The sequence below is a fragment of the Bradyrhizobium sp. CW1 genome, from assembly GCF_023100665.1.
GTDB lineage: Bacteria > Pseudomonadota > Alphaproteobacteria > Rhizobiales > Xanthobacteraceae > Bradyrhizobium > Bradyrhizobium canariense_D.
This window is the reverse complement of sequence record NZ_CP064684.1, coordinates 1,440,377-1,461,520: the sequence shown is the minus strand read 5'-3', so window position 1 is coordinate 1,461,520 and position 21,144 is coordinate 1,440,377. Positions and strand designations below refer to the sequence as shown.

Below are 21,144 nucleotides of genomic sequence, written 5' to 3'. Positions count from 1 at the left end.
TGGATCGGAATTCCTCTCGTGATGCTGCCAGCGTTTTCGATCGCAACGCTCTTCGCCTGGGGCGTCCTGATCTCCACCTTCACCCATCCCGGTTGGATCGGGCTGAACCACGTCGCTCCCGGCACCGACTGGATGGTGTTTTACGGCGCCGTCAAATCGTCGCTCGCCGGCAATCTTGCGCTGGTCACCGATGGTGACGCGTTCACGGCCTATCTCAACCAGTCGTTCGCATCATGGCTCACGGTGCCTCTGGAGTTCCGTCCATGGTTCTATCCGCCCGGCTTCCTCGTTCTGCTGCTGCCATTCGCGCCGCTTGGCTTCATCGGCTCCTATGTCGCATTCCAGGCCGCGACCGCAGGCTTCCTGGCCTGGGCGCTTCGCAACCGGTCCGATCAGCCGCAACTGACGCCCTACATCATCGCGGCCGTGCTGGTCTCGCCATCGGCATCTCTCAACCTGGCCGATGGACAATGCGCCTTTCTCGTTGCCGCACTGCTGGTCGCGGGCGTCAGGCTGCTCGGACCGCGACCGCTCCTGGCCGGGGCAATCCTCGGGCTGCTGAGTTTCAAGCCGCAATTCTTCCTGCTCGTCCCGCTCGCGCTAATGGGGGCGCGCCGCTATGGCAGCCTGTGCGCTGCTGCATGCTCGGCATTCGCATTGGCGGCTGCAAGTGCCATGATTTTTGGCGTCGAATTGTGGCTCTGGTGGATACCGCAGGCGTACAACAATCTGGTCAGCCCCGACGCGAAATGGCTGGCCTATGGCCGCATCTGGGGTCACAGCGTGTGGGCCTGCGCGATGCTGCTAGGCCTGCCGGAGCGGCTGGCCTCCATCCTGCAGCTGGCCGCGATCCTTTCGAGCGCGGCGGCAACGTTCGCGGTCTTTCGCTCCTCGCTCCGTACCAACAACAAGCTGATCGTACTGCTTGCGGCAACCGTGCTGGCAGCCCCGCATTCGGGCCCTTATGACGCGACGCTGCTGACGGTCGCCGTCGTGCTGTGGCTTGCCGCATCGATCGATGCTCCACGCTTTCGCGACTGGCTGATCGGGCTCGGCATCTGGATGGTGCCGTTGCTCAGCCCGGCGGTGTATATTCCGGCGGGACGACTATCGCCGCTCCTCATCGTCGCTCTCATCGGCGTCGTGTTCGGCGCGTTGCGCAGTCCGGCAGGGTCTGGCGAGCCGGCAATGTCGCCGCATTCCTGAATCCAATCTGCGGCTGGCGATGCGGGCGCCGAAGTGATGACGCAAACTCCGGAGCGTGTGCCACCACTTCTAGCGTGATTGGCGAGAGATGGTGGGCCCGGCGCTTAGGCACCTTTGCCTGCCGTACTTCTGAGTTTCCAGTGCAACTGCATCAAAATCGTCAATGCGAGCGCAGTGAAGCAAATCCAGACTGTCACCGCGGATCTATTCTGGATTTCTTCGCTGCGCTCGCAATGACGGGCGCTGAGTTGGCACCACCCGCAAATCACCATCACCAACAAAAAACGCGGCGTTTCCGCCGCGTTTTTCAATTCGATCTGCCGTACGCGATTACGCCTGCGGCTGCGGCTCCAGGCCGGGATCCGGATCGGGTCGCGGGCGCGACTTGCCGGCCGGCGGCACGGCCGAGGCGCGCGGTGCGGTCGGCTCGAGCACGGATTCGCGGTTCGGCTTCTTGCCCTTGAGCAGGTCGATGATCTCGTCGCCGGAGAGCGTCTCGAATTCGAGCAGGCCCTTGGCGAGAGCTTCGAGATCGGCGCGCTTCTCGGTGAGAATACGCGTTGCCTCGTTATAGCCTTCTTCGACGAAGCGCCGGATCTCGGTATCGATCTTCTGAACCGTCGCTTCCGATGCGTTCTGGGTGCGCGACACCGACATGCCCAGGAAAACCTCGTCCTGATTCTCGCCGTAGGACACGGTACCGAGCGCCTCGGACAGGCCCCAGCGCGTCACCATCATGCGCGCCAGACGCGTCGCCTGTTCGATGTCGGACGACGCACCCGAGGTTACCTTCTCGCGACCGAAGATCAGCTCTTCGGCGACGCGGCCACCCATCATGATGGCAAGGCGCGAGGTCATCTGCTCCAGCGACATCGACAGCTTGTCACGCTCGGGCAACTGCATGACCATACCCAGCGCACGCCCGCGCGGAATGATGGTCGCCTTGTGGATCGGATCGGTCGCGACGACGTTGAGGCCGACGATGGCGTGGCCGCCCTCGTGATAGGCCGTCAGCAGCTTCTCTTCCTCGGTCATGACGAGCGACTTGCGCTCGGCGCCCATCATCACCTTGTCCTTGGCTTCCTCGAACTCGGCCTGGGTCACCATCCGCTTGTTGCGGCGGGCGGCGGTGAGCGCGGCTTCGTTGACGAGGTTCATCAGGTCGGCGCCGGAGAAACCCGGGGTGCCGCGCGCGATGGTCTTGAGGTTGATATCCGGCGCCAGCGGCACCTTGCGGACGTGGACCTTGAGGATCTGCTCGCGGCCGACGACGTCCGGGTTGGGCACCACGACCTGACGGTCGAAGCGGCCGGGACGCAGCAGCGCGGGATCGAGCACGTCGGGACGGTTGGTCGCGGCGATCAGGATCACGCCCTCGTTGGCCTCGAAGCCGTCCATCTCGACCAGCAACTGGTTCAGCGTCTGCTCGCGCTCGTCATTGCCGCCGCCGAGGCCGGCGCCACGGTGACGACCGACGGCGTCGATTTCGTCGATGAAGATGATGCAGGGCGCGTTCTTCTTAGCCTGCTCGAACATGTCGCGGACGCGGCTGGCGCCGACGCCGACGAACATCTCGACGAAGTCAGAACCCGAAATGGTGAAGAACGGCACGTTGGCTTCGCCCGCGACCGCACGCGCGATCAGGGTCTTGCCGGTGCCGGGAGGTCCGACCAGCAGCACGCCGCGCGGAATTCGGCCGCCGAGGCGCTGGAATTTGCCGGGGTCGCGCAGGAATTCGACGATCTCCTGCAGGTCCTGCTTGGCCTCGTCGACGCCCGCGACGTCCTCGAAGGTGACGCGGCCATGCGCTTCAGTCAGCATTTTTGCGCGCGACTTGCCGAAGCCCATCGCCTTGCCGGCGCCGCCCTGCATCTGCCGCGACAGGAATATCCACACGCCGATCAGCGCGATGAAGGGCAGCCAGGAGACCAGCAGCGAGACGAACCACGGCACGTTGTCGCCGGGCGGCTTCGCGGTGATCTGCACCTTGCTGTCATAGAGGCGCTTCACGAGCGTCGGATCGCTCGGCGCATAGGTCTGGAAGCTCGAGCCGTTGGTGAAGGTGCCGTGAATGTCCGGCCCCTGGATTACGACGTCGCGCACATTGCCGCGGTCAACCTCGCTCAGGAGCTGGGAGAAGGCGATGTCCTGCGAGGAGGCGCGCTGACCCGGATTCTGGAAGAGCGTGAACAACGCCAACAGCAGCAGGACAATGATGACCCAGAGGGCGAAATTGCGCAGATTGGCGTTCATCGATCTTCCTTCGTGGTCGCGCGGATCGCGGCCTGAGCCTTGGGCAGTTATTTGGGCAGCGCGAGGAAATCCCCAAGGAATCCTCTCGGTTAGACGCATACAATCTAGGTGTCGCTCCGGTCGCTGCCAAGGGAACGAGATGGGACTATTTAGCCCATCTTAGTCCGATTCCCGCTGAAATAATGGCGCCCGGATCCGGGTTTTTCCTGCCTGGTTAAGGTGTCCTCACGGCGCGGTCTCGAAATGGCCGGTGCCATGATCCGCCCTTATCCACCCTTGATCCACCCTTGCGCCGGGCCGGCGCCGGGGCGATGCGGATACGTCCCCCGGCAAGGCTGATCAAGGCTCCCGCAAGCGTCTGCTTCAGGGCCGGCCGGCCATTTGCGGGTGCGCGGGCACTTGCGGCAATGGCCTGATCGAGCACGGCCAGGAGGGATTCGACCTTGCCGAGTTCCGCCGGCCCCTCATGCCCGAACGCGTTGATGGCCCGCAGCAGGATCCGCAGCCGGACCTCCTCCGGCAGGGCGGCAAACCCGGAGGCCTCGAAGCTTCGAACGCCGGCCTGCGGCGCATCGCCGCGATCCCGCAAACGGAGGAAGCGCTCGGCTCCATCGGTCAGCACCTCGACGGCCAAATTGGCGCGCGCCAGCCTTGCCGCGAGCCGAGCCAGGCTGCGGGCATCACCGCCCTCCGCCGCGAGCTGCGGCAGCAGCGCACGCAGCCGCGGCCGGGTAAAGGCAGCGTCGTGGTTGGTGGGATCGTCGGCAAAGCCGATCTTCGCCCGCTTCAAGGTCGCGATCAGCTGCGACTTCGGAACATCGAGTAGTGGACGCGCAAGAACGACGCCGTCGCGCTCGGTGAGACGGGCCATCGCCGACAGCCCGGCTAATCCGCTGCCGCGCACAAGCCGCATCAACAGGGTCTCGGCCTGGTCGTCGCGGGTGTGGGCGGTCAGCACGTGGCTCGCACCGGCGAGGCGCGCGGCCTGCACAAGCAGGCGGTAGCGAGCTTCGCGCGCGGCGGCCGGCAGTCCCGTTTTCGGCTTTGCCCCGCGCCAGCGCACGGTCCGGTGCGGCAGGCCAAGCCCGGTTGCGAGACGCTTGACCGCGCGCGCCTCGCGCGCCGCCTCCGGCCGCAAGCCGTGGTCGATGGTGACTACGGTGAGACGCGGGCCGCGCGAAAGGCTGCGATGCCAGCGCGCCGCAAGCCACATCAGCGCCACCGAGTCGGGCCCGCCGGAGACCGCGAGCAGCAGTCCCTGCGCGCCTTTCAGGCCTGCGAAGAGGCGCTTGGCCTCACGCGCCGAGATCGGTGAATTGTCCTCTGACATGACACTGCAATCGTCCGCGGATGGACACTGTTTAGCGCAGCGCCATCCGTCTTGTCAGGATCAATCGCCGCGCCTCAGCACTTCACCCGCTTCTGCTCGCGGTCGACCGCAGCTTTGACGCCGGCGGAAGCGCGCGGATATTTGCGCCCGACTTCACCGAAGGCGGCACACGCCGCCTCCTTCTCCTTCAGCGCCGCCAGCGACTGGCCGAGCCGCAGCAGGGCATCCGGTGCCTTGGCGGATTTGTCGTATTTCGTGGTGACGGCGAGGAAGGCTTCCGCGGAGTCGCGATATTGCTGGCGCTGGAAATAGCTCTCGCCGAGCCAGTATTGCGCGTCACCGAGCAGCGGGTCGCTCGGATATTTCTGCGAGAAATTCTTCATGGTCTGCTCGGCCAGCGCGTAGTCCTTGCGCTGCATGTAGCCGATTCCGAGGTCGAATTCGTCGCGCGGCGTTGCCGAGGGCGGCAGGGTCGCAAGGCCCGTGCCGCCTGATGGCGCGGGAGAGCCGGATGAGACCGGCGGATAGCCGGGCTGCGCAGCCTGAGGCCCGACCGCCTGCGGATAGCGGGGGCCGCTGTTGGCGAGATCAAGCGGTTCGCCGGCGCCACGGCCGCCGGGCGCGCCGCTCGGGGCACCTGCAGGCATCGGTTGCTGCCCGCCGCCGAGCGCGCGCGGCGCACCCGGCGCATTCGGACTCTGGTTCGGGTCGAAGGCATCGCCGCGGCGGCGCGTGCCCGGCGCGCCGGGCGCAGGCTGCTCCTGAACGATCGGTGCCGGAGAGGCGATCTGCGGCTGCTCGTAATTCGGCTGGGCCGCTTGCTGGTGCGGCGGCTGCTGGCGATAGGCCGGCGCGGCTTGTGCGGGCGGCATGGCCGCGACATTGGGCTGGACCGGCGTCTGGCCGGGCGAAGCTTGCGCGCCGCCCTCGAGCGCTCTTAGCCGCTCTTCGAGCTGGCGGTTGCGATATTGCAGCTCTTCGTTCTGACCGGTGAGCTGGCGCAGCTGGTTCTCCAGCCGCTCGATCCGCATCTCGGGATCTGCATCGTCCGATTGTGCGAGGGCGGGCGAGCACAACGAAAGCAGCGCGGCGATCGCCACGGTGCCGGTGAAGACCTTAAATCTGGATGACATCTTGCCCTGACGACGAAAGCGAAATGGCCTGCGACCGAACATTCGACGCGCCACACATTGAAGGGGAGTACGCCAAAACTGTGACTGTAACAAACGGGTTTCTGTCACAGATCGCTGAAACGAAACCGGCGCCCGAGAGGGCGCCGGCATAATCGCTATCTGAAGATGAACGGCGCCTGACCGATCGTCAGGAGCTCGCGTTCAGCACGGTGACGGCGCGGCGGTTCTGCGACCAGCAGGAGATGTCGTTGCAAACGGCCACCGGCCGCTCCTTGCCGTACGAGATCGTGCGCATGCGGTTCGGATCGATGCCGCGCGAGGCGAGGAACGAACGCACCGATTGGGCGCGGCGAGCGCCGAGCGCGATGTTGTATTCGCGGGTGCCGCGTTCGTCGGCATGACCTTCGACGGTGAAGCTGTAGCGCGGATAGCTCTGGAGCCACTGCGCCTGCTTCTCCAGGGTCACGATCGCCTGCGGGGTCAGATCGGTCTGGTCGCTTTCGAAGAACACGCGGTCGCCGACATTGACGACGAAGTCTTGCTGGCTGCCCGGCGTCGCCGCGTTGGCCATCGCATCCGTGGCAGAGTTCTTGTTGGCGCAGGCACCCATCGACAACGCGACGGCAAGCACCGCGGCCAGCTTCAATCCCTGGAGGATGCGCATAGGATGTTTCATTCCGGAGCCTCCACGCTCACGTTTCGTCCACTGCTGTCCGGTCTACAGGGGGTTGGTTAAGCGAACGTTCCGTCAACCTTGATGGAACCTTGCCACAGCCGGTCAAATGCCCCCAACCAGCGAAAAGCAACCGTCATGGTTAATGGGTTGTAAATGTGGCGCGACGGTGAAGGCAAGCCGCAACGACCGGCAAAAACCGCGGCCTTTGCTGGAATTTTAGGCTCGTCGCGTGGGGCCTAGCGGGCAGAACCCGTTGCCGAGACGGCTACGTCCGGGGGCCGCTGCGTGGCCAGCGACACCGGGCGCGCGGCAGCCTGGCGGGGGCTGCTGCGTTGAAACAGCATGCGCCGCTCAAACGCGCTGGAGCGCATGATCGGAAAGCGCGTCAGGACCTTTTCCCGCTGGTTCCGGAAATCGGACGCCATCAGCACGGCCTTCTTGGTGGGCCAGCCCGGAAACCCGCGTGGCTCCGGTGAAATGGTCTCGTGCAGGAAGATGCGACGATAAAACGCCTGGTGGTCGGTCCGGATCATGGCCAGCCCGGTATCGGCGTTGAAATGATCGCAGGCCACAAAGGCCAGCCGCACCGTCAGATAGGGCAGCTCCGGAAAACGCTGGTGCTTTTCGGGATCGGCAACAAACCGGCATGGATCGATGAGAACTTCGCCGCGGTCGAGGCGGGGATGCAGCACGTCGCCAAACACTTCGGTCGTGTAGGACATCCGCCAGTCCGACGTCAGGACGTGAATGCGAACGGAGCTGCAGAGCTCTCCATCGACATAGACCCCGAAATTCCAGGTGTTGGGCGCATCGTCGAAGCGATCGGTTACGCGCCGCGACTCCGACGGCTCGATCAGACCGGCGTGCAGATAGGCCCGGTACCGCATCAAATAGAGGTTGTCTCGGTCCTCGGGAGTTTCGATCAGGCGGTAATCGATGCGGTCAAACAGAGCGGCTCCCCGCGGAAGGAGCACCGTTTGCGGTTCAGCTCCAGACGTCATCCAGTACCCCTACACTCCAAAGCAACTTCTGCGAGTGTGAGGAGATTAATGGTTCATTAACGGAATTGCAAAGGCTTAGAAACGTTAGGGTTAACCTTTGCAGCCCGCAAAAACACGGGCGAACGAGAGCTAAATGCGTTGAAGGAGCGAGGCGGAGAAAGATCAGGCGATCGATCGCGAGGACACCATGACGATGTGGTCCTCAGCCCCGCGGCGGCCATGCGAGGCATTGAGCAATTGGCGAATCCGGACTGCCGGCACCGGCCGGCTGAACAGATAGCCCTGCCCTTCGGTCACGGTGCCGTCGGCGCTGATCAACTCGAGCTGATCATTGGTCTCGATGCCCTCGACCACGACCGCCATGCCGAGATCGGCCGACAGCCGCGCTACGCCGCGCAGCAGCGTCAGCGGCCGGTCGGCATCGATGCCCTCGAGGAAGGAGCGGTCGATCTTCACCTTCTGCATCGGGAAATTGTGCAGGTAGCTGAGGCTCGAATAGCCGGTGCCGAAATCATCCAGCGAAATGCGCACGCCGATCGCATGCAATTGCGACAGGATGTCGTGCGTGAGCTGGGTGTTGCGCAACAGGGAGGATTCGGTGATCTCGATCTCCAGCCGATGCGCCGGGAGCCCCGAAACCTCGAGCGCGTAGCGGATTTCGCTCAAGACGTCGCGCTGGTGGAATTGCTGCGGCGAGAAGTTGACGGCGACGCTGACGCCCTCCGGCCATTTCATGCATTCCATGCAAGCGCGGCGCAGGATCCAGCGGCCGAGATCGACGATCAGCCCCATGTCCTCGGCGACCGGGATGATGTCGATCGGCGAGACCGTGCCGCGCACCGGATGATTCCAGCGCAGCAGCGCCTCGCACGTCGTGATCTTGCCGGATTTCAGATTGACCAGCGGCTGATAGAACAGCTCGAACTCCTCGTTGGCGAGCGCCTTGCGCAGATCGAGCTCGAGGATGCGGCGCGCCTCGACGGTCGCCGCCATCTCGTCGCGGAAGAAGCAGAAGGTGCCGCGGCCGTCGGCCTTGGCCCGGTACAGCGCCATGTCGGCATTCTTGAGCAGCGTGTCTGCGCTGATGCCCTCCGGCAAGGTCAATGCGATGCCGACGCTGGCGCCGATCTCGACCAGATGATTGTCGATGCGGTAACGCTCGCTCAGCCGTTCGACGATCCGGCGCGCCAGCGCAGCGGCGTCCTCGGGCGAGGAGATGTTCTCCTGGAACACGACGAATTCGTCACCGCCGAAGCGGGCGACGAAATCCTCGGGGCGCAGCATCTCGCGCAGACGGTTGGCGACCGCGCACAGGAGCTGGTCGCCGCAGGGATGGCCGAGCGTGTCGTTGACCTGCTTGAACTGGTCGAGGTCGACGAACAGCAGCGCGGACAGGCGCTCGGCGCCGTGCGAGATCGCCAGCAGCCTTTCGATCTCATCGCGGAAATGAACGCGGTTGGGCAGCGCGGTGAGGTCGTCGTAGCGCGCCAGATGCGTGATCTTGGCCTCGGCGCTACGTCGCTCGGTAATGTCCTCGAGCAGCACCACCGCGCCACCGTCAGCCATCGGCTGGACAGTCCAGGACAACGACCGGTTTCGCTGCGTATCGGGATCGGCGGTGATGATCTCCTTGGCTTGCGAACTCTCGATGTCCGCGACGATTCGCTCGCCGCTCCCAGCGGAGATGGATCCCGCGCTCACGCACGCCGCGACGATGTCACGCGCGTTGACCCCGCGCTGCGCGAGACCTTCCGGCAGATTCATCATTGCGCCGAAGCGGTGGTTCATGACCGCCAGCTGTCCGTCGACGCGGAACATGCAGAGGCCGTGCGGCATGTTGTTCAGAGCCGTATCGAACTGGCCGGCGAGCGCGGCTTCACGCTCACGTGCCACGACCGCTCCCATGAAGATTCGATGCAGATTCACCGAGAGCTGCATGATCGCCATCAGGAACGCGGCGCTGACCAGCGCCATCGCGATGTAGTAGGGTGTTCCACGCAGCGCCAAGGCAAGCACGGCCGGGCCGAAGATCAGCACGGCCTGGAGGTGGAAGATCGCAGGCCGGCCATATGCCCTGCCCGCGCCGCCTGCCGCGATTCCGGTCGTGACGGACAAGGCGATCATGTGGGCCACGGCGTCGTCCGTGGCCAACAGGGTGGTGGCGCACCAGATGCCGATCGCAGCCGCCTGGATCTTTGCTCCGATCTGATAGCGCTTCTGCCAGCGTGCGGCCGCCTCGACGGTCATGACCGCGTGACGTGCCTGATAGAGGCGCAGGTCGATCGCCCGCGCGGTCCCGGCCAGGATCAGAAGTGCGACGCACGCCCAGATCAGCGGCTCGCCCGTCCTCAGCGCGGTGAGGGCCGCACCAATCGACACGAAAATGAGTCCCGCCAGCAACGGGCCAGGCGCTTCGAACAACGAATCGATTTGCGCCGCCGAAGTTTTCGGCGGCCGCTGTTCCGGCTCTCCGCTCTGACTTGCAAACTGCATCTGGTGTTTACGCGCGTCCTGTCTGGAGCGCAGTTTTACCGATCCGGTATGAAGTCTTTCTGAGGGAACATCGTTAAAGTCGAGTTGTTTTGAATGACCAATAGTCGGAATACATCAATAGAAACAAACCCATGGGAAAAGTTTGCCTAGTGCAACCTTAAAGAACAATTATCGCGGGGAAACATCTCGCCAAGTTTTCGGAAAAGGCGCGCGGTCAAATCATCGCGCGCCGGGGGCGGCGGCTAGCCCGATGTCGAGGACAAGAGCGGCGACCATGCCGGGTCGGAGGCGAAGCCCGGCGTCGGCACTTTCAGCTCGTTGCGCCCCGAGATGTCGACGGAGAACAGCGACGGCCCGCCGCTGCCGCCCGGATCGCGGAAGAACATCAGCACGCGGCCGTTCGGCGAGAAGGTCGGACCTTCGTTATGATAGCCGGAGGTGAGAAGCCGTTCGCCGGAGCCGTCCGGCTTCATCACGCCGATCGAAAACTGCCCGCCACCTTGCCTGGTGAAGGCGATGTAATCGCCCCGCGGCGACCACACCGGCGTCGAATAGGTGGCGTTGTTGTCGTCCTTGGAGAAAGAGATGCGCTGCGCCGCTCCGCCGCCCGCGGCCATGACATAGATCTGCGATCTGCCGCCGCGATCGGACTCGAAGCAGATGCGGGTGCCGTCCGGGGAGTAGGAAGGCGAGGTGTCGATCGCGGGCGTGTCGGTGAGGCGCGTGGTCGAGCGCGAGCGCAGATCCATCACGAACAGGTTGGAATTGCCGCCCTGCTGCAGACTCATGATGACGCGCTGGCCGTCCGGCGAGAACCTCGGCGCAAAGGTCATGCCGGGGAAGTTGCCGACGATCTCGCGCTGGCCGGTCTCGATGTTGAACAGGTAGACCTTCGGATCGCCCTGGCCAAATTCCATGTAGGTGATCTCTTGCGAGTTCGGCGAGAAGCGCGGCGTCAGCACGAGGTCGGAGCCGCGGGTCAGATAGCGCACATTGGCGCCGTCCTGGTCCATCATCGCGAGCCGCTTGACGCGGCGCTCTTTCGGCCCGGTCTCGTCAACGAACACCACGCGGCTGTCGAAATAGCCCTTCTCGCCGGTCAGCTTCTCATAGATCTGGTCGGAGATGATGTGGGCGATGCGACGCCAATATTCCGGCGAGGTGAAATATTGTTGGCCGGCGAGCTGCTGGCCCGTGACGACGTCCCACAAGCGGAATTCAGCCTTGAGGCGGCCGTCCGGCTGCCGCGTCATGCGGCCGGTGACGAGGGCCTGCGCGTTCAGGGTCTTCCAGTTCTCGAACTGCGGCGCGACGTCGATGTTGCTGATGCGCTCGATGAAGGCGGCCTGGTCGACCGGCGCAAACAGGCCCGAGCGCTTCAGATTGTTGGTGATGACCTGGGTGACGCCGTTGCCGACGTCACCGTCGGCCGGCGAGCCCGGCACAAAATTGGTGATCGCAATCGGAATCGGCCGAAACTCGGTGGGATCGATGCGGAGCCGTCCCTGCGGCTGCTGGGCCAAGGCTTGTCCGCCCCCCAGCATCGCGAGCGTCGATCCGGTCAGGGTCATGAAGCGGCGGCGGTTCATCGATCGAACGTCATTCATCGCAAAATTCTTTTGTTCGGATGTCACAACATGTCTTTCAGGCCGAAAGTCATCGGAATGAGCTTCCAGCTCTCGTATTGCTGCTTCGGCATGAACGAATAGACCTGACACTGCACGATGGCGCGTCTGGCACTCTCCGCCACCGCCTGTGCGATCGATCGCGACGGTCCCCTCACCGCGACGACGATCGGCTCGGACGCGAGCGATCCGTCGATCTTCATGGGAATGTCGATGTCGGCTTCGTATTGATCCGCATCCTGGCCGTTATAGGTCGGCGTGAAGCAGCGCTTCACCGCCCCCTGGAACGCGCCCCGCCAGGTCGCAATGTTGTTGGCGGCCGTTCCGGTCGTCGATCCCAGCGAGGCCGACGCATTCAGCGTCGAGCCGGCGAGTTCGTGCCGGGTCGCGGCGCGCTTGTCGAGATCGCGCTGGATCTGCGCGGGATCGAAGCTGCGCTCCTTGGGCTTCGGCAGCTGCTGTTGCGGCTGCACCGCCGCGACCTTTTGCTCCGGCGGCTTGGGCGGCGGCTTCTTGGTTTCGAGCTTTTTCTGCAGCTCGGCGATCGGATCTTCCTTGGCCGGGTCAGGCTTTTTTTCCGGCGGCTTCGGTTCTTCCTTGGGCTTCGCCTCAGCGACGGGCTTGGGCGGCTCGGGCTTCTTCTCGACCGGCTTCTCCACGGGTTTTGGCGGCGGCTCCGGCGTCGAGTTGGTCTTGATCAGCTCTTTCTTCTCGGTGACCTTGCCGACAGCGTCTTCCTCGGGCTTGGCTTCCGCGATCTTCTCGACCTTCGGCTTCGGCTCTTTCTTGTCGCCGGTCTTCTGCCCCGACATCATCTGCGCGAGTTGATCGGTGGAGATGATGTCGATCGGCAGCGACTCTTCCGCCGGCACAAAAGCCCTGCTGCTAAAGGTGACGAGCCCCCATCCCAGCACGAGGACGTGGAGGGCAATCGACGCAACGAGTGTCTTGTCGACCTTCACCTTCACGGTTTACCCCTGATCCGCTTCCGTGACGAGCGCCAGCTTCTTGAAGCCTGCGCCGGACAACTGGCCCATGACCTTGGCCACCGTCCCGTAATCCGCCTTCTTGTCGGCACGCAAATAGATGCGTTCCTCGAGCCCGCCGCGCGCGTCCGTGATCGCCTTCAGCTTGGGGATCAGTTCGTTGATCGCGATCTCGGCGTCGTTGATGAACACCTTGCCCTTGATGTCCACCGACATCTGGATCGGCTTCTGGTCGTTGTTTTCGAGGCTCTTGGCCTGGGTCTGCGGCAGGTCGAGCGGCACGCCGACCGTCAACATCGGCGCCGAGACCATGAAGATGATGAGCAGCACCAGCATCACGTCCACCATCGGCGTGACGTTGATTTCGGCCACGACCGGCTTGCGCCGGCCACGGCGCCCACCGCCTCCGGACGAACTCGCAACGTTCATGCCCATGGTCTGGTGCCCAAATTGCCCTTCACACTATACATGCCGTCCGTCAGCCCCGCTCGTCGATCTGGCGCGACAGGATGGCTGAAAATTCATCGGCGAAGCCTTCGAGCCGCTGGGCCTGCCGGTTCACCTCGGAGGTGAACTTATTGTAGAAAATAGTGGCAGGAATGGCGGCGATAAGGCCGACGGCGGTCGCAAACAGCGCCTCCGCGATGCCAGGGGCCACCACCGCCAAAGAGGTGTTTTTCGACGCCGCGATCGACTGGAAGCTCGACATGATGCCCCAGACGGTGCCGAACAGGCCGACGAAGGGGCCTGCGGAGCCGACGGTGGCGAGCACCAGCAGCCGGCGTTCCAGCCGCTCGACCTCGCGGGCGATCGAGACATTCATGACCTTGTCGATGCGCATCTGAAGGCCTGCGACCGAGCGGGCCTGGCTCTCGAACGAACGCTTCCACTCGCGCATCGCGGCGACGAAGCAGGCCGCCATGGAATGTGTCGGCTTGGCCGAGAGCGTGCGATAGAGGTCCTCGATCGACTCGCCGGACCAGAAAGCCTGCTCGAAACGGTCCATCGAGCGGCGGGTGCGGGCAAACAGGAAGATCTTGTCGATGGCGATCGCCCAGACCCAGACCGAGCAGGCGAGAAGCCCCAGCATCACCGCTTTCACGATCCAGTGAGCCTGCCAGAACAGCGCGATCAGCGACACGTCCGCGGAAGCGGCAACCGGAAGGGCTGACTGAGCCACGTCGGCCGGATTCATAAGCAGTATCCTCTCAAGGCGATCGTTACCTGATGTCCCGACCTAATGTCCCGGCCAGCAAATGGCCGCCGGTTCCCCAATAGCCGCGCTAGAACCGGCGCGGCCGGCAAGCCCGCTCAAAGCCTTGTCTTTCTGGGGTGCAGGGCTCGTCCAAAGCCGGCCGCCTGCATTCCCTGCCAAGATGTCAAAACTATGGGCCCGACCCCAAGGCTCAGACTTCAGGCTTTGGGCGCGCGATTGTCCGCAATTACCAGAGCCCGGCGATGGTTAATGCTGGGTTACCGCAGACGAATTTGAGTGCGGGAAAGGGAGGTCGCACAGGGGGATGGGAGGCGCGGCGGGCGGGCCGTGTTCCCGACGGGACGGTGCGCTGCGCCCGGGACAGCAGAGTTCCGCTTTCCCGTGCGCATCAGGAGCGGAGCCCGCTATCCCGGTCAGAGGAACCAGCCTCCGTCCGAAAAATTGTCTGGAAAATCACTTCTCGCGAGGTTTTGCCATGAGCATCAACCCCAAGACGACCGCCGCGGTCGGCGATCATCCGCTCCACCCCATGATCATCCCGTTCCCCGTCGCCTTCCTGGTCGGCGCGCCCATCGCCGATCTCGCCTTCATCGGCACCGGTGACGGCTTTTGGGCCAGAGCCGCGATCTGGCTGATCGGCGCCGGTATTGTGATGGCGCTCGTTGCGGCCGTGGCCGGCTTCACCGACTTCTTCAGCGATGCCCGCATCCGCAGCCTCAATGACGCCTGGTATCACATGATCGGCAATCTCGTAGCCGTCGTGCTGGCCCTGATCAATTTCTACCTCCGCTACGCGCAAGGCGCGGAAGCTGCAATCAAGCCGTGGGGCGTGGCGCTGTCCCTGGTCGTGGTCGGCATTCTGCTTTTCACGGGCTGGAAGGGCTGGGAGTTGGTCTACCGGCATCACGTCGCGGTGCTGGACGCGCCGGGCCAGACCAGTTCGGAGCCGGTCAGCCCGCGTCATGGCGGCGAGAGCCGCCGCCGCGCCGCGTGAACGAGGAGCACGTCGCCTGATGACGTGACGGCGAGTCAGGCCGCGGAAGCGGGCTCTGGGCAATTGGTCAGCCGCGCCGGATTGCCGATTGCGGTGCAGCCCCGGGGCACGTCGCTCGTCACGACGGTGTCGGCGCCGATCTTTGCAAAATCGCCGATTCTGACGTTGCCGAGAATTGTCGCGCCGGAGCCGATGAACACGCCGCGACCAATGCGAGGCGAGCGCGCCGGCAGTTCCGTGCCACGACCGATGCTGACGTTCTGAAGGATGGTGGCCTCGTCGCCGATCACCACATCGGCACCGATCACGATGCCGGTGGCGTGGTCGAGATACACCGACGATCCCAAGCTCGCCGCCGGATGAATGCTGACCTGCAGGACGTTCGACGCCTCGTTCTGAAACAGCAGCGCCGCGTCACCATGGTCGTGATGCCAGAGCCAGTTCGAGACGCGCCACGCCTGCAAGGCGACGTAGCCCTTCAAGTGCAGCAGCGGCGCCAACACTCCGCTGATGGCGGGATCGCCAAGCACGATGGCCTGCAAGTCGCGGCCGGCCGCCTCGATCAGATCCGGCTGACCATTGAAGGCGTCGCGGGAAAATGTCGTGAAGCGCGCGCGTTCGACCTCGCTGTCGCCAAGCCGGCGTCCGATCAGGTCGGACAGTGCGGCGGTAAAATCGTCATGGACGAGGATGAGTCCGACAAGAGCCTTGCCGAATATGGCGTCGGCTGCCGCGGTGCGCTGCGCCTCGTCGCGGATCTTCTGCCAGAGGGTTTCGCTCGCCATCATCGCCGCTTCCGCCATCGTTGCTGCCTGCGGTATTTTGACGCTTCCTTTTCACTGTCGGCTATAGGCCGTCGGCAGCCCGCGCGCCACGCACCCCGTGAGGCTACGAGCTTGCATGCCAAGCAGTCGGGATCATATATATGGAGGCAGCCGAGTTCCGCCCGTAGCTATGGTCTCAGGTTCGTGCTGCCGCGCTGGCCCGGGTTGCTCAGGCAAAGCATCTCGTTCAAAGCCCCGCAGTGGTCCGCCATCCCCGGGATTGTCGCACACAGCGGCCCTCAGTGCTGCCGAAGCGAATCCCGAATCCCCGTCCTCCAAGGTCACGCCAATACATGTCGCCCAACGCCCCCGCTGACGACCAACACGACGACATCATGTATCCCTCCGCCCTGCCGTTCCTGCTGGTCCATCTCGGCTGCATTGCTGCGATCTGGACCGGCGTTACCTGGCAGGCCATCGCGATCTGCGCCTCACTCTATGTCGTCCGTATGTTTGCGATCGGAGCAGGCTACCACCGCTATTTCTCCCATCGGGCTTTTGCGACCGGTCGAGTGTTTCAGTTCATCCTGGCCTGGCTTGCGCAAAGCACCGCGCAGAAAAGCGTTTTGTGGTGGGCGGCCAAGCATCGACATCATCATCTGCATTCCGATACCGAAGACGACGTGCATTCGCCGCGTCATCGAGGCTTCCTCTACAGTCATCTCGGCTGGATTTTTTACAGGGAGCACGATGGCACCGACCTCGTGAAAGTCGGAGATTTCGCCGCCTATCCGGAGTTGATGTGGCTGCATCGCCTGGAACTCCTGCCAGCCGTCACGCTGGCTGCGATCTGCTTCCTGGTTGGCGGATGGTCCGGTCTCGTCGTCGGCTTCCTGTGGAGCACCGTGCTGGTCTATCACGCGACCTTCTGCATCAATTCCCTCGCCCACGTGCATGGACGCAAGCGGTACGTGACCGGCGATGATTCACGCAACAATTGGCTGCTGGCCTTGTTCACTCTCGGTGAGGGCTGGCACAACAATCACCACGCCTACCAGAGCAGCGTGCGGCAGGGTTTTCGCTGGTGGGAAATCGACGTCACCTATTACATCCTGAAGGTGCTGTCCTGGTTCGGCATCGTCTGGAACATGAAGTCGCCACCCGAGCAGGTGCTGCGCAACGAGCAGCCGCTTGGCGCACGCGTCATCAACCGGGCGGCCCGCGAGCTTGCCGGACGGTTCGATGCGCAGACCCTGGCGCATGCGATTTCGTCGGCGCTCCGCCGAGCCGATTTGGCCCAGTTGCAACTGCCGACGCTGCACGACATCCTGAGTCGCGCGCACGAAGGTGTCGATGCACTGACGCATCTGCATTTGCCGAAGATTCCGACCCGCGACGAGTTTCTCGCCGAGGCCAAGGCGATGTTTGCGCGAACGCGATCACTGAACGAGATCGTGGACTATGCCTACGAACACTTCCTGGAGTCGGTTCGCGCGCAGCTCGCCACGGCGCGCTGACCAAGTCTCTCTGGACCAGGACTTTCCAGATCAAGACTTTTCCAAACCAAGGCAATCCGGACGGTCGCGGCAGCCTGACGCGCATTCCCAAAATCAAACCGCCCGCCTGCGGGTTGCGCAGGCGGGCGGCTCGGGGCCATCAGGACTTTGGGGGCATGCGCCTGACGGCTTTGAGAGGCGTCAGTCCCGAGATCAAGCTTGAGATCAACCTTGCTGCTGGTCGGTCGGCGGCGGGGTCGGGCGTGTCTTGTGTTGCGCCATGAACTGGTCGAACTCTTCCTTGTCCTTGGCGTGACGCAGACGGTCGAGGAAGTTCTTGAACTCGACCTGCTCCTCCTCGAGCCGCTGCAATGTCTCGGTGCGGTACTCGTCAAAGGCGCGGTTGCCGCTCGAGGGCGGACCGAAGCCAAAGCCGAAACCGTGGCGCTCCATGCGGCCGCGCATACGATCCATCTTGTACTGCATCCGCTCCATCTTGTTCTGCCAGCGATCCTGGTTGCTCCAGCACGACATTCTTCTGCTCCCGAGTGTGAAAAAGAGAAGGGCAAGTCCGATCGGCCACCAGATGATGAAGCCGAGGATGGTCACGGCGATCCAGCCGGGATGCCAGGGCGTATTGAGCATGTGGGGGCGCTCGTATTGTTGGTCCGAAGGGCCGCGCCATCGATTGACATCAGCGGTGTAGGCCATTTCCCTCTCCATGACGGCATCAGCGCCGTTGTGAATGTAAATAACATTTACATAGGTAGATCATCCCGCGGTTTTGTCAAGCCGACCGCCTGACAGGGCGGGGCAATTATTTGGGTAACTTTATTTCGGCTTGCCCCAGGGACCACCGGGCGGCACGCCTGAACCGGAGGATGCCTCCGGCGGCACCGGCGGCGGCTCGGCGCTTTTCGCCGGGGGACGGCGATCGGTCGGGAAGCCGAGACCGCGCAGATAGATCAGCACCTCAGCGTCGAGCAGCTCGTCCGGCGACATCGGCAGCTTTCGACGCGCGGCGTCACCGCGGGAGAACAGCGAGGCCACGCCATGCGCCATGGACCAGATGTGCAGCGCCATCATCATCGCCGGCGGCCGCGGCGTGCCCGGCGGCGCCAGCGCGGCAAGCCGCTCCGCCGCGGCACGAATGATGTTGAAAGCACGCTCGCTGGCCGCCTGGAGCGCCGGATTGGCATCCACCGGGAGGCCAGATTCGAACATCGCGTTGTAGAACGCGGGCTCCTCGCGGGCGAAGGCGAGATAGGCCCTGCCGACACGCTCGAACGCCGTGACGGTGTCGGGCCGTCCGTCGTCCCAAGCCGCGGTCAGGCGCGATTCAAACTGCTCGAAGCCGCGCTGCGCGATCGAGGACAGCAGTTCTTCACGGTCGCGAAAATGCCGGTACGGCGCCGCCGCACTGACGCCGGCCATGCGCGCGGCATCGGCAAAGGTGAAGCCGGCCGCGCCCTTCTCGGCGATCAATCCGAGGGCGGCCTGCAACAGGGCTTCCTTCAGATTGCCGTGGTGATAGCCGCGCTCGGCGCGGCGCGTCTCCTTGCGCCAGCTCATGTGAACGACCTTTACATGAGCCGGCGGTGAAGGTCACTAGCGGCGACGGGTTGATCAGCCCGTATTCTTCCCGGTCCGGCGAGGCGGCCCGAGATCCTAGCCGCTAGGGATCGGCAGCACCGGCATGATCTCGACGCGTTCGCCGGGGAAGATCGTGAAGTGCGGGTGGTTCTCGAACATCTTCGCCGCGGCTTCATGGGACGCTGCGCGCACCACGGTGAAGGCGCCCATCTCGTTGGCGATGTCGGCGATGCCCTTGCCGTCGACCTTCTTGGTCTTGCCGAGCGGGCCGCCCATGGCCTCGATCGCGCCCTGGTGCTTTTCGACCCAGCCTTTCCACGCCGCCATGCCCTCCTGCTCTTTCGCCTTGCGCTCGGCCTCGGGCATCGCATTCCATGCGGTCCATTTGGAACTGGTCTTGCTGCCGAGGAAAACGGCGAGATAGGTGTCGGTGCTCATCGGTTCTCTCCTTTGGTGATGGATAGACGAAGCTGCGGCTATTTCTTCAGGTCGCCGAAACCGGCGGCCTCCCGCACGTCAGGCGGGAAGTCGCTCATCTCCTGCACCTGACGGATCTCGATGATTTCGTTCGGTGCGGCCGGACACCGCCTGGCCCAGGCGATCGCCTCGGCACGCGAGGCAACCTCGATCATCCAGTAGCCGCCCAGGACCTCCTTGGCCTCGGCGAACGGACCATCGGTCACGATGGGCTTGCCGGCCGCAAACGAGACGCGCGCGCCCATCGAGGGCGGGTGCAGGCCGTCGAGCGTGATCAGCACGCCGGCGTCCTTCAGCGCCTCGTTGTAGCGCATCATCGCAGCGACCCGCTCGGGATCGAGTTGAACGTCGGGCGCCGCGGTCTCGTAGCCGAGCGGGATCATCAGCATCATGAATCGCATGAGCACTCCTTGCGTGCTTTTTCGTTCGGGTTGCGCGCCGAGGCGCCACTCCGGATGGGCGGAGCGACGGCCCGGGCCGCCCACCCTCACCTCCAAGACGAAGGAACCTTGACGAAACCGACAGGTGACGAAAATTATTCTGGCGATTATTGGCTGGCCCTAGCGCGCCTGCGGCAGGAAACGCCCGTCCTGCCGGGCAGCGCCGAAATAGACGTCGATGCAGCGAATCTTGCCGCCGGCGAAGGTGAAGAACTCGGTGTTGCGAAAGCTCCTGCCATCTGTCGCCAGGCAGAGATAGGTGACGAAGGCCTCGTCGCCTTGGACGAAAATCCGCTCGATGTCGTGCCGCGCAATCCAGCCGGTGTCCCTCCAGCAACGCTCGAAATAAGCCGCCTTGTCGAGATCGTCGTCGAACGGGCTGGTGAAGCGAAAATCGTCCGCCAACGCGTCGGCGACCCGTTGCCGGTCGTTGCCGAGATAAGCGGCGAAAAGGTCTCGAATCTGGCGCTCGTGGTTGGACATTGCGGATCTCCCTGGCAATGATCCCCTGGAAGACGATCCATCGAGGACCGTCCCGACATCGTGCCTTCGAGTTAAGGCCTTCCTCGTCGGGACGAAAGCGAAGTAAAAAGAGGCTCGCGTTTGCGCGACCCAATCTTTCATAAGGACCGATCAGCCAATGCCCCCTACCCCGCACCGCGTTGCCCTCGTCACCGGAGCCGCGCGTGGCATCGGGCTTGCGACCGCGAAGAAGTTTTTGAGCGAGGGCTGGCGGGTGGCGTTGATCGACATCGAGGGCGAGTTGCTCGGCTGCGCGGTCGCCGAGATCGGCCGGGACGAGGCCACGCTGGCGTTGACCTGCGACGTCTCGGACGCAGCCGCGGTTGCCGCCGCGATGACGACGGTCGAACAGCGGTTTGGCCGGCTCGATGCGCTCGTCAATAATGCCGGCGTTGCCGTGTTCGCGCCGCTGATGGAGACGTCGGAGACCGATTGGCGGCGCGTGCTCGAGGTCAACCTCACCGGCCCGTTCCTCTGCACCAAGGCGGCGGTGCCGCTGATGCGCGACGGCAATGGCGGCGCCATCGTCAACATCACCTCGATCTCGGCAGTGCGCGCCTCGACGCTGCGCTCGGCCTACGGCACCAGCAAGGCCGGCCTCGCGCACCTTACCAAGCAGCTCGCGGTTGAGCTCGCGTCCCTCAACATCCGCGTCAACGCGGTCGCGCCGGGACCGGTCGACACCGCGATGGCGAAGCAGGTGCACACCAGCGAGATCCGCGCCGATTATCACGACGCCATTCCGCTCAACCGCTACGGCCTGGAAGAGGAACTCGCCGAAGCCATCTACTTCCTGTGCTCGGAACGATCGAGCTACATCACCGGACAAATTTTGGCCGTCGATGGCGGCTTCGATGCGGCAGGCATCGGCCTGCCGACGCTGCGCGGCGAGCGGAGGAACGGGTAGGCACCGCGTAGGTTGGCCTAGCGAAGCGTTAC

20 protein-coding genes are annotated in these 21,144 nt (G+C 64.0%); 4 read left to right on the top strand and 16 right to left on the bottom strand.

Translation table 11 applies throughout. The features are described from left to right. Window positions 1–21: 21 nt before the first annotated feature. Window positions 22–1,206: a glycosyltransferase family 87 protein gene (locus IVB54_RS07020; RefSeq protein ID WP_018453798.1), complete on the top strand. Its 1,185-nt coding sequence runs from the start codon at window positions 22–24 to the stop codon at window positions 1,204–1,206. Between the two features lie 330 nt (window positions 1,207–1,536). On the opposite strand, the gene ftsH is transcribed toward IVB54_RS07020, so the two are convergent. The 10 genes from ftsH to tolQ form a co-directional block, all read right to left on the bottom strand. After that, complete coding sequence (ftsH, locus tag IVB54_RS07015) at window positions 1,537–3,459, bottom strand: ATP-dependent zinc metalloprotease FtsH (RefSeq protein WP_247777113.1); 1,923 nt, start codon at window positions 3,457–3,459, stop codon at window positions 1,537–1,539. 214 nt (window positions 3,460–3,673) lie between these two features. Further along, on the bottom strand, window positions 3,674–4,789 hold the full coding sequence (gene tilS, locus IVB54_RS07010) for a tRNA lysidine(34) synthetase TilS (RefSeq protein ID WP_018453796.1): 1,116 nt from the start codon (window positions 4,787–4,789) through the stop codon (window positions 3,674–3,676). 74 nt (window positions 4,790–4,863) lie between these two features. After that, a complete protein-coding gene (ybgF, locus tag IVB54_RS07005) occupies window positions 4,864–5,922 on the bottom strand; it encodes a tol-pal system protein YbgF (RefSeq protein ID WP_018453795.1) in 1,059 nt (352 codons plus the stop codon). A gap of 187 nt (window positions 5,923–6,109) precedes the next feature. Beyond that, window positions 6,110–6,598 carry a peptidoglycan-associated lipoprotein Pal gene (pal, locus tag IVB54_RS07000; RefSeq protein ID WP_026232595.1) on the bottom strand — a complete coding sequence of 163 codons (489 nt, stop codon included), beginning with the start codon at window positions 6,596–6,598 and terminating at the stop codon, window positions 6,110–6,112. Between the two features lie 236 nt (window positions 6,599–6,834). Next, window positions 6,835–7,599, bottom strand: a complete 765-nt coding sequence (locus IVB54_RS06995) for a hypothetical protein (RefSeq protein WP_026232594.1) — start codon at window positions 7,597–7,599, stop codon at window positions 6,835–6,837. A gap of 162 nt (window positions 7,600–7,761) precedes the next feature. After that, on the bottom strand, window positions 7,762–10,092 hold the full coding sequence (locus tag IVB54_RS06990; RefSeq protein ID WP_018453792.1) for an EAL domain-containing protein: 2,331 nt from the start codon (window positions 10,090–10,092) through the stop codon (window positions 7,762–7,764). A 242-nt stretch (window positions 10,093–10,334) separates the two neighbouring features. Beyond that, on the bottom strand, window positions 10,335–11,681 hold the full coding sequence (tolB, locus tag IVB54_RS06985; RefSeq protein ID WP_026232593.1) for a Tol-Pal system beta propeller repeat protein TolB: 1,347 nt from the start codon (window positions 11,679–11,681) through the stop codon (window positions 10,335–10,337). A 41-nt stretch (window positions 11,682–11,722) separates the two neighbouring features. After that, the gene (locus IVB54_RS06980; protein ID WP_018453790.1) at window positions 11,723–12,685 is read right to left on the bottom strand and encodes a hypothetical protein; all 963 of its coding nucleotides are present in this window, start codon (window positions 12,683–12,685) and stop codon (window positions 11,723–11,725) included. Window positions 12,686–12,688: 3 nt separating this feature from the next. After that, complete coding sequence (tolR, locus tag IVB54_RS06975; RefSeq protein WP_018453789.1) at window positions 12,689–13,138, bottom strand: protein TolR; 450 nt, start codon at window positions 13,136–13,138, stop codon at window positions 12,689–12,691. Between the two features lie 43 nt (window positions 13,139–13,181). Beyond that, window positions 13,182–13,898 (bottom strand): protein TolQ, encoded by a 717-nt coding sequence (gene tolQ / locus IVB54_RS06970; RefSeq protein ID WP_007596319.1) that lies wholly within the window; start codon window positions 13,896–13,898, stop codon window positions 13,182–13,184. A gap of 496 nt (window positions 13,899–14,394) precedes the next feature. Here tolQ and IVB54_RS06965 point away from each other — a divergent pair, with 496 nt between their 5' ends. After that, on the top strand, window positions 14,395–14,913 hold the full coding sequence (locus tag IVB54_RS06965; RefSeq protein ID WP_018453788.1) for a DUF2231 domain-containing protein: 519 nt from the start codon (window positions 14,395–14,397) through the stop codon (window positions 14,911–14,913). A 35-nt stretch (window positions 14,914–14,948) separates the two neighbouring features. Here IVB54_RS06965 and IVB54_RS06960 read toward each other — a convergent pair whose 3' ends face one another. Then, window positions 14,949–15,716, bottom strand: a complete 768-nt coding sequence (locus tag IVB54_RS06960) for a serine acetyltransferase (protein ID WP_247294056.1) — start codon at window positions 15,714–15,716, stop codon at window positions 14,949–14,951. Between the two features lie 314 nt (window positions 15,717–16,030). Here IVB54_RS06960 and IVB54_RS06955 point away from each other — a divergent pair, with 314 nt between their 5' ends. Next, window positions 16,031–17,194 (top strand): acyl-CoA desaturase, encoded by a 1,164-nt coding sequence (locus IVB54_RS06955; RefSeq protein WP_247777112.1) that lies wholly within the window; start codon window positions 16,031–16,033, stop codon window positions 17,192–17,194. A gap of 204 nt (window positions 17,195–17,398) precedes the next feature. Here the strand turns inward: IVB54_RS06955 and IVB54_RS06950 are convergent, their stop codons facing one another. From IVB54_RS06950 to IVB54_RS06930, 5 genes are all read right to left on the bottom strand, one after another. Then, entirely contained in the window at window positions 17,399–17,884 is a 486-nt protein-coding gene (locus IVB54_RS06950) for a DUF2852 domain-containing protein (RefSeq protein WP_018453785.1), read from the bottom strand. A 120-nt stretch (window positions 17,885–18,004) separates the two neighbouring features. Next, window positions 18,005–18,745: a TetR/AcrR family transcriptional regulator gene (locus tag IVB54_RS06945; protein ID WP_247777111.1), complete on the bottom strand. Its 741-nt coding sequence runs from the start codon at window positions 18,743–18,745 to the stop codon at window positions 18,005–18,007. 96 nt (window positions 18,746–18,841) lie between these two features. Next, the gene (locus IVB54_RS06940) at window positions 18,842–19,204 is read right to left on the bottom strand and encodes a YciI family protein (RefSeq protein WP_018453783.1); all 363 of its coding nucleotides are present in this window, start codon (window positions 19,202–19,204) and stop codon (window positions 18,842–18,844) included. 38 nt (window positions 19,205–19,242) lie between these two features. Beyond that, window positions 19,243–19,644 (bottom strand): YciI family protein, encoded by a 402-nt coding sequence (locus IVB54_RS06935; protein ID WP_247294054.1) that lies wholly within the window; start codon window positions 19,642–19,644, stop codon window positions 19,243–19,245. A gap of 159 nt (window positions 19,645–19,803) precedes the next feature. Next, window positions 19,804–20,166, bottom strand: coding sequence for a nuclear transport factor 2 family protein (locus IVB54_RS06930; RefSeq protein ID WP_018453781.1), 363 nt, complete (start codon window positions 20,164–20,166; stop codon window positions 19,804–19,806). Window positions 20,167–20,323: 157 nt separating this feature from the next. On the opposite strand from IVB54_RS06930, the gene IVB54_RS06925 reads away from it, so the two are divergent. Then, the gene (locus tag IVB54_RS06925) at window positions 20,324–21,112 is read left to right on the top strand and encodes an SDR family oxidoreductase (RefSeq protein ID WP_018453780.1); all 789 of its coding nucleotides are present in this window, start codon (window positions 20,324–20,326) and stop codon (window positions 21,110–21,112) included. The last annotated feature ends 32 nt before the right edge of the window (window positions 21,113–21,144 follow it).

Excerpts from the sequence above, each read along its gene's own strand:
- IVB54_RS07020 (WP_018453798.1), top strand. The coding sequence starts at position 22 with ATGCTGCCAGCGTTTTCGATCGCAACGCTCTTCGCCTGGGGCGTCCTG.
- ftsH (WP_247777113.1), bottom strand. The coding sequence starts at position 3,459 with ATGAACGCCAATCTGCGCAATTTCGCCCTCTGGGTCATCATTGTCCTG.
- tilS (WP_018453796.1), bottom strand. The coding sequence starts at position 4,789 with ATGTCAGAGGACAATTCACCGATCTCGGCGCGTGAGGCCAAGCGCCTC.
- ybgF (WP_018453795.1), bottom strand. The coding sequence starts at position 5,922 with ATGTCATCCAGATTTAAGGTCTTCACCGGCACCGTGGCGATCGCCGCG.
- pal (WP_026232595.1), bottom strand. The coding sequence starts at position 6,598 with ATGAAACATCCTATGCGCATCCTCCAGGGATTGAAGCTGGCCGCGGTG.
- IVB54_RS06995 (WP_026232594.1), bottom strand. The coding sequence starts at position 7,599 with ATGACGTCTGGAGCTGAACCGCAAACGGTGCTCCTTCCGCGGGGAGCC.
- IVB54_RS06990 (WP_018453792.1), bottom strand. The coding sequence starts at position 10,092 with ATGCAGTTTGCAAGTCAGAGCGGAGAGCCGGAACAGCGGCCGCCGAAA.
- tolB (WP_026232593.1), bottom strand. The coding sequence starts at position 11,681 with ATGAACCGCCGCCGCTTCATGACCCTGACCGGATCGACGCTCGCGATG.
- tolR (WP_018453789.1), bottom strand. The coding sequence starts at position 13,138 with ATGGGCATGAACGTTGCGAGTTCGTCCGGAGGCGGTGGGCGCCGTGGC.
- tolQ (WP_007596319.1), bottom strand. The coding sequence starts at position 13,898 with ATGAATCCGGCCGACGTGGCTCAGTCAGCCCTTCCGGTTGCCGCTTCC.
- IVB54_RS06965 (WP_018453788.1), top strand. The coding sequence starts at position 14,395 with ATGAGCATCAACCCCAAGACGACCGCCGCGGTCGGCGATCATCCGCTC.
- IVB54_RS06960 (WP_247294056.1), bottom strand. The coding sequence starts at position 15,716 with ATGGCGGAAGCGGCGATGATGGCGAGCGAAACCCTCTGGCAGAAGATC.
- IVB54_RS06955 (WP_247777112.1), top strand. The coding sequence starts at position 16,031 with ATGTCGCCCAACGCCCCCGCTGACGACCAACACGACGACATCATGTAT.
- IVB54_RS06950 (WP_018453785.1), bottom strand. The coding sequence starts at position 17,884 with ATGGCCTACACCGCTGATGTCAATCGATGGCGCGGCCCTTCGGACCAA.
- IVB54_RS06945 (WP_247777111.1), bottom strand. The coding sequence starts at position 18,745 with ATGAGCTGGCGCAAGGAGACGCGCCGCGCCGAGCGCGGCTATCACCAC.
- IVB54_RS06940 (WP_018453783.1), bottom strand. The coding sequence starts at position 19,204 with ATGAGCACCGACACCTATCTCGCCGTTTTCCTCGGCAGCAAGACCAGT.
- IVB54_RS06935 (WP_247294054.1), bottom strand. The coding sequence starts at position 19,644 with ATGCGATTCATGATGCTGATGATCCCGCTCGGCTACGAGACCGCGGCG.
- IVB54_RS06930 (WP_018453781.1), bottom strand. The coding sequence starts at position 20,166 with ATGTCCAACCACGAGCGCCAGATTCGAGACCTTTTCGCCGCTTATCTC.
- IVB54_RS06925 (WP_018453780.1), top strand. The coding sequence starts at position 20,324 with ATGCCCCCTACCCCGCACCGCGTTGCCCTCGTCACCGGAGCCGCGCGT.